Source organism: Bradyrhizobium sp. BRP56 (assembly GCF_020194035.1).
Lineage (GTDB): Bacteria > Pseudomonadota > Alphaproteobacteria > Rhizobiales > Xanthobacteraceae > Bradyrhizobium > Bradyrhizobium australafricanum.
In genome coordinates this window covers 1-12,095 of the sequence record NZ_JADYVV010000015.1, presented here as the reverse complement: position 1 = coordinate 12,095, position 12,095 = coordinate 1, and the positions used below count along the sequence as shown (strand labels likewise).

Here is a 12,095-nt window from a genome sequence, read left to right as displayed (position 1 = left end):
AAGCACCATGCTCAGGCGGGCTGAAGCGCGATGACGATTAACCCGATCTCATCGCGCGTTGGCGGGTCTCACTCAAAGCCATTGGGCATATTGGCTTTCGCAAGCGCGGCCGCGCGCGCCTTCATCCAGCCATCGAGGAAGGCCTTGTCGTCCGACGGCGGGTTCGACTTGCCGTAATCCGTCCAGGCGGCGGCCAGCACCTCCTGGCGTTTGTAAAGCGCGTTGTTATGCGCCTCCTGCTCGTCGCTCCAGTGGCCGGTTTCCTTGAGCGCCTTCACCGCGCCGGGATGCACGGGGACGACCCAGTTCTTGGTCTGCCGGTCGGCACCGAGCCCGGCGGCGCCGGGCGCCGAATCCTTGTAGGCGTCGTAGTTGACGATCATCGCCTTGGTGATCGCATAGATCTGGTCGACCGGCTGCGCGGCATAGGCGACGAAGATCGGGTAAGGGTAATTGCCGAGCTGGATCGGCTTGTCCGGCGAGATGCCGGCGCCGCAGGTTGCGGTTTGCGGGAAGAAGAACGAGCCGACCTTTTTCACCCGTGCCCAGCCTTCCTTGTCGTCGGCGGGCAGCGGCGGCCACATCAGGCCGCGCGGCGAGGTCTCGGCTTCCTTGGCCGGGCCGGTGATCGTGGTGCCGAAGGCGGCGTCGGTGTCGTTGTTGATCAGGCCTTTCCACATCGCGCCGTAGCTTGCGAACTCGACGATCTTGACGTCCTTCTGGGTGAGGCCGCCGAACGCGAGCATCGCGAGCGAGTTCTGGTTCAGCGCCGGCGAGCCGACCACGAAGCCGACGCGCTTGCCGCGAAGGTCCTTCATTTCCTTGACGCCGGCATCGGCTGCCACGCCAAGCGCGCCGCAATTGCAGTCGACCGACGACAGCATGAGCTGCAGCGGCTGCGGGCCCCATTCCTTGGCGCCGAACTCGAACACGCCTTCCTGCGCGAAATAGGTCCCCGATCCCATCGCCGAGGAGACCGCGCGCTTGGCGCGCAGCGGCGCGAGCCGTGCGACGTCGTTGCCGGCCGGCAGCACGCGGACGTCGGTGCCGTATTTGTCCTTCATCATCTTGCCGACGCCGACCGCGATGTTAAAGCCGGCGGTGCCGGTGTCGTAGGCGGTCACTGCCATGGTCGGCGGCAGCTTGATGTCCTCGGCCGAGGCGGGCAGGGCAGCGAAGATCGAAATGCCGGCAAGAGCGGCAGGCGCGAGCGCCATCAGCCGATGGATCATAATTCCTCCCTTTGTTTCGCTGTGCGAAACTTTTCCGGGCGGGATGATTGCATCGTGATCCGGCGATGGCAACGCTACCTCCGGCGCAAGCCGGCGATTTCGGCCGCTGCATCACCGGACAGATTGTCGCGGCCGGATGGCAGGGGTGGGATCTCAGGTCTCGACGATCGCAACCGCCTGGCCTTCGGCGATGACATCGTCGATCTTGACCAGAATCGACTTGATTTTGCCTGCTGTCGTCGACGTGACCGGTATTTCCATCTTCATCGCTTCGACGAACGCAATCTCGTCGCCATTGCCGATGCTGCTGCCGGTCTCGACAGGAAGCGCGCAAACGCGCCCGGCAACTTCGGTCACAACCTTGATCTCTGGCATTCCACTCTCCGATACCGTCTTGCGGAAATTTCATCCGGCGAACGGCTTTTTGTTGTGGCGGCAGATTGCCTGAGGTAGCTTCTTCTGCAAGTGGAATTTTATTCCGCAGGACGGAATGGAGCCAAACAGATGGGAAGGCGCTCGGAACGGCTTAGCAGGCAGGGAATGCTCGCCAGCGAGACAGGCGATGGCGATGTCATCCAGGTGGTGTCGCGCGCCTTCGATGTGTTGCGGTGCTTCGAGGGGCACGAGGCCCGGCTCGGCAATCTCGAGATCTCGAACCGCTGCGGCCTGCCGCGTTCGACGGTGTCGCGACTGACACACACGCTGACGCGGATGGGACAGCTCGTCTATCTGCCGCGCGACCAGAAATATCGCATCGGCCCGAGCGCGGTCGCGATGAGCACCACGATGATGAAGGGGCTGCAGCTGCGCAATCTGATCCGGCTGCGCCTGCAGGATGTCGCCGATCAGTTGCCCGGCACGGTGGGCTTCGTCATCCCTGACCGCTTTCACCTGGTCTATCTGGAGTTCGCCCGCGCGGCCAACGCGCTCGGCCTGCATGAGGCCACCGGCAGCCGGATCTCGATGGCGACCACCGCGGCCGGTCACGCCTATACGGCTGCGCTCGATCCCGCGATCGGCGACGCGCTGATCGCCGAGATGGAAGGCGAGTTGCCCGACAGCGCCAAGATGCTGACGCCGCGCATCGAGGCCAACCGCCGCCATTTGCAGGAGCACGGCTACGTCGTCGCCTGCGGCCTGTGGAGCCCGCACATCAACGGCGTCGCGGTGCCGCTGTGGTCGCCGCAGTATCAGACCTATGTGGTCACCACGATCGGCTTGCTCTCGGCGATGTATGACGAGGCGCGGCTGCATCGCGAGGTCGCACCGCAAATGGTCGAACTCGCCGCCGCACTCGGCAGCCTGCTCGAAGGCGCCGACGGCGACATCTTCAGCAATCGGATCGAGCGCAAGTCGCTTCCGGTGACCGCCCATAACAACAACAAAATCATCAAGACGGGAGCAGTGAATGAACTGGAAGCCGGAACTCGACGACCTCGCCCGCCGCGAAGCGTTCGCGCGGGAGATGGGAGGCGTTGACAAGGTCAAGCGGCAACGCGACCAGGGCCGGCTCACGGTTCGTGAGCGTATCGACAAGCTCGTCGACCAGAACAGCTTCCACGAGGTCGGTGCCATCTCCGGCATCGCCGAATATGACGAGAGCAACGAACTCAAGCATCTGACGCCGGCGAACTGCGTGTTCGGCCGCGCCAGGGTCGACGGCCGCACCGTCGTCGTGGTCGGCGACGACTTCACCGTGCGCGGCGGCTCGGCGGATGCATCGATTTCCGCCAAGCCGTTGATGGCGGAGGAGATGGCGCACGACTTTCGCCTGCCGATCGTTCGCGTGATCGAGGGCTCGGGCGGCGGCGGCTCGGTGAAGACGATCGAGACCAGGGGCGCGGCCAATCTGCCCGGCGGCGTCGGCGGCACGCGCTGGTACTGGTACACGACCGCCAATTTGGCCCGCGTGCCGGTGGTCGGTCTCGGGCTCGGCTCGGTCGCGGGCCTCGGTGCCGCGCGGCTTGCCGCCACGCATTACTCGGTCATGACCAAGAGCTCCGCGATGTTCGTCGCCGGCCCGCCGGTGGTGAAGCGCCTGGGGCAGGATCTGACCAAGCAGGAGCTCGGCGGCGCCGACATCCAGACTCGCGCCGGCGCGATCGACCAGGCCGTCGAGACCGAAGAGGAGGCGTTCGACTATGCGCGGCGTTTCCTGTCCTATCTGCCGTCGTCGGTCTACGACCTGCCGCCGACCATTCCCTGCACCGACGATCCGGAACGCGCCGAGGAGTCGCTGCTGAAGGCCGTGCCGCGCAACCGCCGGCAGGTCTACAAGATGCGACCGATCATCGATGCCGTCGTCGACAAGGGCTCGTTCTTCGAGGTCGGCACCAATTTCGGCCGGCCGGTGATCACCGGATTGGCGCGGATCGAGGGCAGGGCGGTGCTGCTGCTCGCCAGCGATCCCTTCCACTATGGCGGCTCGTGGACCGCGGACGCCTGCCAGAAGGTGGTGCGCTGGGTCGACTTCGCCGAGACCTTCCATCTGCCGGTGGTCTACCTGATGGACTGCCCGGGCTTCATGATCGGGCTTGAGGCGGAGAAGACGGCGACCATCCGCCACGGCGTGCGGGCGATGGCGGCGGTCAACCAGAGCACGGTGCCCTGGTGCACCATCATCATCCGCAACGCCTTCGGCGTGGCCGGCGTGGTGCATCAGCCGGCCAACCGCTTCTCGATGCGCTATGCGTGGCCGTCGGCCTATTGGGGCTCGCTGCCGCTGGAGGGCGGCATCGAGGCGGCCTATCGCGCCGAGATCGATGCGGCCGCCGATCCCGCCGCCAAGCTGCGCGAGATCGAGGACCGCCTCAACAAGCTGCGCTCGCCGTTCCGCTCGGCCGAGAAGTTCTGGGTCGAGGAGGTGATCGATCCGCGCAAGACGCGCTCGCTGCTCTGCGAGTTCGCGCGCCTCGCCGAACCGATCCGCAAGGCCGGGCCGCCGAGCAACATGTCGACGCGGCCGTAAGCGGCTCCTCAATCGTCATTGCGAGCGTAGCGAAGCAATCCATATCACCATGTGCTGAGGTATGGATTGCTTCGTCGCTGCGCTCCTCGCAATGACGACACGTATTTACTCCGCCTCGCGATGCACGTCGTGGATCACGATGCCCATGCCGTTCTCGGGCATCTTGATCCATTCGCGCCGCTTCAGCGAGCGCTTGGTGTCCTCGTGCCCGCTCACCCAGTGCTCGCGCATCGAGGTGCCGGAAAATTCGTGGTCCTTGGCGTCGCCCTCATAGGCCTTCTGCTGATAGATCAGCTGCAACAGCGTGATGCCCGGCAGCCGGGCGTTTGCCTTCTTGAGCTGGCGCTCCTCGTCCGAGAGCTGATCGTCGGGGATTTTTCCCAGCGCATTGTGCAGGGCGGTGCGCAGATTGTAGGTCTTGCGATAGACGTCGGTGTTGTAGCGGGTACGCGACGAATACATGATGTCCTTGTGCCGGGCCATCACGTCCTGGATGTCGCGCGGCAGCGCACCGCGCGCCGAGAACAGGTCGACCTGGAACACCAGCGAATTCATGTTGTCTTCCTGGTCGAGCAGATGCTGCAGCGGCGTGTTGGACACGATGCCGCCGTCCCAGAAATGATCGGTGCCGACCTTCACCATCGGCAGCGCCGGCGGCAGCGCGCCGCTCGCCATGATGTGCTCGGGAATGATCTCGTCATGGGCATTGTCGAAATAGATGAAGTTGCCGGAGAGCACGTTCACGGCGCCGACCGCAAAGCGCATCTTCTTGGAGTTGATGCGGTCGAAATCGACCAGCTCGAGCAGCGATTCACGTAAAGGCGTGGTGTCGTAGTAGCTGGTGGCGGTGCGCGCGCCGGCCGGGCTGAACCACGGATTAGCCTGGTGCGGGGTGAAGAAGCCGGGTTGTCCGAGCGTCGTCGTCAGCAATGAGCTGGTGAAATTGCGCGCCTTGCGGAAGATGTCGCCGTCCGGGGTGTAGTGCCAGATCTTGCGGCTGGTGATGCGATCCCAGAACGTGTGCAGCCGTTCCAGCCGCTTGTCGGGCGGATTGCCGGCGATGATCGCCGAGTTGATCGCGCCGATCGAGACGCCGCACACCCAGTCGGGCTCGATGTTGGATTCATGCAGCGCCTGATAGACGCCGGCCTGATAGGCGCCGAGTGCGCCGCAGCCCTGCAGGACCAGGGCGACGCGATCGCAGCCTTCCGGACGCCAGCCCGGCGTCGCGTGATCGATATCGTCGAAATGCGGGGTTCGCGCGTCCATATCAGACACTCCAAAAATTCGCGGCGAGAATTCAGCGCGCCGATGACGCCGTGATGACAATTGCGGCGGACGCGCAAGGCGCATCCGGCATGGCTGCCTGCATGGTTAGCATTGGCCCCAGCAGCGCGACGCGGGTCACGCAAGCGCAACCGCGGTCATGCGCCTGACGGAAATTCCTCACATCGCTGTCAATCTCGGCCGCTAGCTTCCGCGCAAACTTTTCAAACAGGGGGTTATTGCGATGCGCAGGGAAGATCTGCTCAAGCTTCCGTCGATGCCGGCCGCCGGTCCGAGCTATCCCGCCGGTCCGTATCGCTTCATCGATCGCGAATTCCTCGTCATCACCTATGAGACCGATCCGGAGTTGATCCGCGCCGGCCTGCCCGAGCCGCTGGAGCCGATCGAGCAGGCGATCGTGCATTACGAATGGATCAAGATGCCCGACAGCTCCGGCTTCGGCAGCTACACCGAGTCCGGCCTCGTGATCCCCGCGCGTCTGCATGGCGAAGAGGTCAACTTCGTCTGCCAGATGTATCTCGACGATGATCCGCCGATCGCGGCCGGCCGCGAGATCTGGGGCTTTCCGAAGAAGTACGCTCATCCCAAGCTCGAGATCGTCAAGGACACGCTGACCGGCACGCTGGAATATGCCGGCCAGCTCGTTGCGATGGGCACGATGGGCTACAAGCACGAGAGCATGGCGGGCAATGGCGACGTCACCCGCGCGACGCTGTCGAAGACGCAAGTTAATCTGAAGATGATCCCCGGCGTCGACGGCCATCTCGAGGTCTGCCAGCTGGTCGCGATCAACCTGACCGACATCGTGGTCAAGGGCTCCTGGATCGGACCCGGCCGGCTGCATTTGGTGCCGCATGTCAATGCACCGGTCGCCGATTTCCCGGTCAAGCGTGTCGTCGGTGCGCATCACTTCCTCGCCGACCTGACGCTGCCGTTCGGCCGCGTCGTGCACGACTACAACAAGGAGGCCACGGAAGCGGCGGCGCCGACCGGTCTTGCGGCGGAGTAGGGCGGTCGCTGACATAAAACTGTAACAGGCGCGTCCTCCTATGTTGCGTCGAAGGGACGCGCTTGCTCAGCGTTACGCGTGGGCGAGGTCTTGAACATGTCATTTCGCGCGGTTGCGTTATCGATTGCCTTGGGGGCGGGCCATGCTGGCTGATCCACCTCCCGCTCCGGTCGGGTCGCTGCTGACCCGCGAGGCGGTCCCCGGTCTGGTCTGGGCGTTCCGCCTGCATCACGACGGCCGTGCCGAGGCGCTTCCGATCGATGCGCCGATCGAGCCGAGCCACGACGGAAGGTTGTGGCTGCACTTCAACCTGACCGACGTCCGCACCCGGCCATGGCTTGCCAACATGCACATCCCGCAGCTGGCGCGGGACCTCTTGCTGTCGAATGACAATTTCCAGCAGATCCACGTCGTCGACAATTGCGTCTACGGCGTGTTTTCCGATCTGGTGCGGGATATCGACGCCGCGACCCGGGAGACCGGCTTTCTCCGCTTTGCGATGACCGAACGCCTCCTGGTCAGCGGCCGCCATCAGGCGCTGTGCTCCGCCGATGCGACGCGCCGCGTGCTCGAGGGCGGCCATCGCGTCGGCAGCGTCGCGGCACTGCTGGAGAAGATCGTCGACGAGATCGCCGACACCATGGACCGCATGGCGGACAAGATCGGCACCGATATCGACGCGATCGAGGAGCGGGTGCTCGCCGAGGATACCGGATCGGAGCTGCGCAAGAATCTGAGCCGGATGCGCCGCACCTGCGTGCGACTGCATCGCCAGCTCGCCGGCCTGCGCGTGCTGTTTCACCGGCTCGAGCAGAAGAACACCGACAATCTCAGCCCGGCGCTGCGGCTGCAGGCCGGCAAGCTCGCGCAGCGGCTCGACGGTCTCGACCACGACATCGTCGAACTGCACGAGCGCAGCCGCCTGCTCGAGGAGGAGCTGCGCTTCAAGCTCGAGGAGGAGAGCAACAAGCACCTCCATGCCTTGTCCGTCGTCACCATGATGCTGCTGCCGCCGACGCTCGTCACCGGCATCTTCGGCATGAACACCAAGGGATTGCCGTTGACCGACGTCGACAGCGGGTTCCTGGTCGCGGCCGGCCTTCTGATCGGGTCGGCGCTGCTGGCTTATCTGCTGATGCGGCGGCTCGGCATCGTCAAATAGCGCGAGCGCACCGCGGTATTCCCGATGTGCAGAGTTCTTTCCGGCGCGATGTTGGTGGCCGCGGCCCTCGCGCTCGGCGCGCCGGCGCATGCGGAGGACAAGCTCGTCGCCGACCGGATTGCGGATACGCGGGCTGCGCTCGAGCAGGCCGGCTACCAGTTCAGCCTGACCTATATCGGTGAGGGGTTTTCCAACGTCTCCGGCGGCGTCAGCAACGGCGCGGCCTATACCGGCCGTCTCGATCTCGGCACCACCATCGACCTCGAGAAGGCGATGGGCTGGACCGGCGCGACCTTCCACGCCAACATGTACCAGATCCACGGCGACGGGCTGTCGCGGAGCTATGTCGGCAACCTGTTCCTGGTGTCCGGCGTCGAGTCGCTGCCGGCGACGCGGCTCTATGAATTCTGGATCGAACAGAAGCTGCTCGGCGGCAAACTCTCGGTGCGCGTCGGCCAGCAGGGCTCGGACGTCGAGTTCATCGACAGCCAGTACGACGACATCTTCATCAATTCGGCGCTCGGCTGGCCCGGCATTGTCGGCACCATTCTGCCGGCCGGCGGACCGTCGCCGCCACTTGCCGTGCCCGGCATCCGGTTCAAGGCCAATCTGTCCGACCGCATCACCGCCTATCTGGCACTGTTCGACGGCTCGGCTTCGCCGCCGCAGGGGACCGACGATCCGCAGATATTGAACGCCCACGGGCTGAATTTCCGGGTCAACGATCCGCCGTGGTGGATCGGCCAGCTCAAATACAAGTTCGAGATCGGCGAGAGCCGGCTGCCGGCGACCGTCACCGGCGGCGCCTGGTATCACATGGGCTCGTTTGCCGACCAGCGCTTCTCGGCCGACGGGCTGTCGCTCGCCGATCCCGACAGCTCCGGCGACACGCGCTGGCTGCGGCGGGACAACGGCATCTTCATGGTCTACGAGCAGCTGCTTGCGCGCGCCAGGCCGGACGCTGACAAGGGCGTCGCGTTCTTCATGCGCGCCTCGGTCAGCCCGTCGGACCGCAACCTGATCAGCACCTATGTCGACGGCGGCTTCCAGTTCACCGGCTTCAGCGAGACGTATCCGGACGATCGGTTCGGCATCGCCGCGATCTATGCCAGGATTTCGGACGCCGCGCGCGCGCTCGACCGCGACACCCAGATCTTCACGGGCACGCCGTATCCGATCCGCGACTACGAGGCGATCCTCGAGATCACCTATCAGCACGTGGTGAACCCGAATTTCACCATGCAGCCGATGTTTCAATACATCGCCCATCCCGGCGGCGGCGCCGTCGATCCCAACGATCCGACGCAAACGCATCGGATCAAGGACAGCGTGGTGTTCGGGATGCGCACCATCCTGTCGTACTGACCGGCGCAGGTCGCGCAGGCAGCGGTCTCAGGCCGCGACCGGCTTCGGCTCCGGCACCGATTTCGGCTGCGGCCGCGCGATCGCCAGCGCGATCAGCGCGGCAAAGATGCACAGCGCACCGGCAATGAAGAACGCCGGCAGGTAGCTCTGATAGATCGTGCGCGACAGTCCGGCGCCGAACGCGGCGGCGCCTGCGCCGAGCTGGTGGCCGGCGAAGATCCATCCGAACACCAGATTGGCGCGCTCGGCGCCGAAGCGCTGCGCGGTGAGGCGCACCGTCGGCGGCACCGTCGCGATCCAGTCGAGGCCATAGAACATCGCGAACAGCGACAGTCCGTGGAACGTGAAGTCGGAGAACGGCAGGAACAGCAGTGACAGCCCGCGCAGGCCGTAATACCAGAACAGCAGATAGCGGTTGTCGTAGCGGTCCGACAGCCAGCCCGAGACGATGGTGCCGAAGAAATCGAAGATCCCCATCGCGGCGAGCAGGCTCGCCGCCTGCACCTGCGGGATGCCGTAGTCGAGGCACATCGGGATCAAATGAACCTGGACCAGGCCGTTGGTCGAGGCGCCGCAGACGAAGAAGGTCGCGAACAGGATCCAGAACACCGAGGATTTCGCGGAGTCGCGCAGCGTGCCGAGCGCGGCGGCCACGATCGGCGCATTGGCCGGCGGCGGCGCGGGAAGCGGCGCGGTGCCTTCGTCGCCGAACGGACGCAGGCCGACGTCGCTCGGCCGGTCGCGCATCACCATCAGCACGGCAAAGGCGGCGACGCCGAGCATGACGCAGACCAGCCCAAGCGCGATACGCCAGCCGTAGCGCTCGGTCAGTGTCGCAAGCAGCGGCAGGAAGGCGAGTTGCCCCGTCGCGACGCTTGCGGTGAGGATGCCGACCACGAGGCCGCGCCGCGCCACGAACCAGCGCGCCGCGATGGTCGCGCCGAGCACCAGCGCGGTCATCCCGGTGCCGATCCCGATCACGACGCCCCACAGCAGGATGAGCTGCCAGACCTGGGTCATGGCGAGCGAGGCCAATAGACCGGAGACCACGATCAGCTGCGCCGCCAGCGTCACGTTGCGCAGGCCGTAGCGGTTCATTAGCGCGGCGGCGAACGGCGCCATCAGCCCGAACAGGATGAAGCGGATCGACAGCGCGGAGGAAATCTCGGCGGTGGACCAGCCGAACTCCTTCTGCAGCGGCACGATGAACACGCCGGGCGCGCCGACGGTGCCGGCGGAGATCAGCGCGGCAAGGAAGGTCACGGCGACCATCACCCAGCCGTAGTGGATGTTGCGGCGGGCGAGGGCGGAAGCAAGCCAGTTCGAGATCATTGTGTTCCGGATCGATTGCGGTGAAAGCTTTGCGTGATGCGCAATATGGCACGAGGGAGCTATGGCTAAAATGCCATAGTTCCCTCGTTTTCGGACTCAGACGCCAGGCCGTCGTACTGCCTCATGGACGCCTTTCATAGCGGGGAGCGAAGCGACGAAGCAATCCATCGTTCGGTTTGTGAAAAGAGATGGATTGCTTCGCTTCGCTCGCAATACCGGATCAGTGCGCGACCCGCTCGACGGCGATCGCGGTGGCTTCGCCGCCGCCGATGCACAGCGCGGCTACGCCGCGCTTCAGGTTCTGCGCCTCCAGCGCGTGCAGCAGCGTCACGATCAGCCGCGCGCCGGTGGCGCCGATCGGATGCCCGAGCGCGCAGGCGCCGCCGTTGATGTTCAGCCGGTCCCTGGGAATGCCGAGGTCGCGCTGCGCCGCCATCGCGACCACCGCAAACGCCTCGTTGATCTCGAACAGGTCGACATCGCCGACGCTCCAGCCGACCTTGTCGAGCAGTTTTCTGATCGCCGGGATCGGCGCTGTCGTGAACCACTGCGGCTCCTGGCTGTGGGTGGCGTGGCCCTTGATCTCGGCCAGCACAGGCAGTCCATCGCGATCGGCGAGCGAGCGCCGGCTGAGGATCAGCGCTGCGGCGCCGTCGGCATTGGCCGAGGAGGCGGCCGGCGTGATGGTGCCGCCCGCTCGGAATGCCGGCTTCAGGCCGGGGATTTTTGCCGGATCGACCTTCAGCGGGTGCTCGTCATTGGCAACGATGCGCGGGCCGGCCTTCTCGGCGAGCGTGATCGGCGCGATCTCGGCCTTGAAGGCGCCGCCCTCGACCGCCTTGCGGGCACGGCTCAGCGTCTCCATCGCGAACGCGTCCTGGTCGGCGCGGGTGAATTGATAGGCCTCCGCGGTCGCCTCGCCGAAATCGCCCATCGAGCGACCGGTCTCGTAGGCGTCCTCGAGCCCGTCCATCATCATGTGATCGATGATGCGGTCGTGGCCGGCGCGATAGCCGCCGCGCGCCTTCTGCAACAGATACGGCGCATTACTCATGCTCTCCATGCCGCCGGACAGCACGATCTCGGCCGAGCCGGCCTTGATGATGTCGTGGGCCAGCATGGTCGCCTTCATGCCGGAGCCGCAGACCTTGTTGACGGTGGTGGCGCCGGTGGCATCCGGCAGTTTGGCGCCGCGCGCGGCTTGGCGGGCAGGGGCCTGCCCCTGACCGGCGGGCAGCACGTTGCCCATGAACACCTCGTCGATGCGCTCGGGCGCGAGTTTCGCGCGTTCGAGCGCCGCCCCGATCACATGCGAGCCGAGCTTGTGCGCCGGCAGCGGCGCGAGCTCGCCCATGAAGCGGCCGAGCGGGGTGCGGGCGGCGGAGAGGATGACGACGGGATCGGTGCTGGTTGCCATGGCAGGAGTCCCTTCAATGCCGGGGATTTGATTGAATTATTGTCATCATATGATGCAATGCAAAAAATGCAACTGCGGCTCTCATGACAAAATGTCGTGTTCGCATGAGTCGGGGATGGGATACTCCACAATCACCAGTGTCGTCCTGGCGAAAGCCAGGACCCATATGTGGACGGCCCCCGTGGCACAAGAGCTGTTGGTGAGATCGGATCGCTTGCATCCATATGTCCGGCCTGTTGGGTGCGATCGAATGGATCGCTGGCCAAGATGGTTTGCGCGATGCGAGTTCCAAACAACCACGCGGCCTGTTGGCGGCCGATGGG

Annotated in this window: 10 protein-coding genes; 5 read left to right on the top strand and 5 right to left on the bottom strand. The window is 65.2% G+C overall.

Going from position 1 to position 12,095, the window contains the following annotated elements:
- Positions 1-68: 68 nt before the first annotated feature.
- Together I6F38_RS13075 and I6F38_RS13070 are read right to left on the bottom strand one after the other, a co-directional pair.
- Complete coding sequence (locus tag I6F38_RS13075) at positions 69-1,232, bottom strand: TAXI family TRAP transporter solute-binding subunit (RefSeq protein ID WP_050386348.1); 1,164 nt, start codon at positions 1,230-1,232, stop codon at positions 69-71.
- Between the two features lie 153 nt (positions 1,233-1,385).
- A complete protein-coding gene (locus tag I6F38_RS13070; protein WP_076826552.1) occupies positions 1,386-1,607 on the bottom strand; it encodes an acetyl-CoA carboxylase biotin carboxyl carrier protein subunit in 222 nt (73 codons plus the stop codon).
- Positions 1,608-1,736: 129 nt separating this feature from the next.
- On the opposite strand from I6F38_RS13070, the gene I6F38_RS13065 reads away from it, so the two are divergent.
- The gene (locus I6F38_RS13065; protein WP_225160618.1) at positions 1,737-2,711 is read left to right on the top strand and encodes an IclR family transcriptional regulator; all 975 of its coding nucleotides are present in this window, start codon (positions 1,737-1,739) and stop codon (positions 2,709-2,711) included.
- A complete protein-coding gene (locus tag I6F38_RS13060) occupies positions 2,641-4,200 on the top strand; it encodes a carboxyl transferase domain-containing protein (protein ID WP_225160617.1) in 1,560 nt (519 codons plus the stop codon). The genes I6F38_RS13065 and I6F38_RS13060 overlap by 71 nt, the downstream gene beginning before the upstream one ends.
- Before the next feature lie 105 nt (positions 4,201-4,305).
- On the opposite strand, the gene I6F38_RS13055 is transcribed toward I6F38_RS13060, so the two are convergent.
- Positions 4,306-5,469 (bottom strand): patatin-like phospholipase family protein, encoded by a 1,164-nt coding sequence (locus I6F38_RS13055; RefSeq protein ID WP_225160616.1) that lies wholly within the window; start codon positions 5,467-5,469, stop codon positions 4,306-4,308.
- A 241-nt stretch (positions 5,470-5,710) separates the two neighbouring features.
- On the opposite strand from I6F38_RS13055, the gene I6F38_RS13050 reads away from it, so the two are divergent.
- From I6F38_RS13050 to I6F38_RS13040, 3 genes are all read left to right on the top strand, one after another.
- Complete coding sequence (locus I6F38_RS13050; protein WP_225160615.1) at positions 5,711-6,496, top strand: acetoacetate decarboxylase; 786 nt, start codon at positions 5,711-5,713, stop codon at positions 6,494-6,496.
- Positions 6,497-6,638: 142 nt separating this feature from the next.
- On the top strand, positions 6,639-7,658 hold the full coding sequence (locus I6F38_RS13045) for a transporter (RefSeq protein ID WP_225160614.1): 1,020 nt from the start codon (positions 6,639-6,641) through the stop codon (positions 7,656-7,658).
- 48 nt (positions 7,659-7,706) lie between these two features.
- The gene (locus I6F38_RS13040; protein WP_225160696.1) at positions 7,707-9,023 is read left to right on the top strand and encodes a carbohydrate porin; all 1,317 of its coding nucleotides are present in this window, start codon (positions 7,707-7,709) and stop codon (positions 9,021-9,023) included.
- Positions 9,024-9,050: 27 nt separating this feature from the next.
- Here I6F38_RS13040 and I6F38_RS13035 read toward each other — a convergent pair whose 3' ends face one another.
- On the bottom strand, positions 9,051-10,355 hold the full coding sequence (locus I6F38_RS13035) for an MFS transporter (RefSeq protein WP_225160613.1): 1,305 nt from the start codon (positions 10,353-10,355) through the stop codon (positions 9,051-9,053).
- Between the two features lie 220 nt (positions 10,356-10,575).
- Complete coding sequence (locus tag I6F38_RS13030) at positions 10,576-11,772, bottom strand: acetyl-CoA C-acyltransferase (RefSeq protein ID WP_038384123.1); 1,197 nt, start codon at positions 11,770-11,772, stop codon at positions 10,576-10,578.
- Positions 11,773-12,095 lie beyond the last annotated feature (323 nt).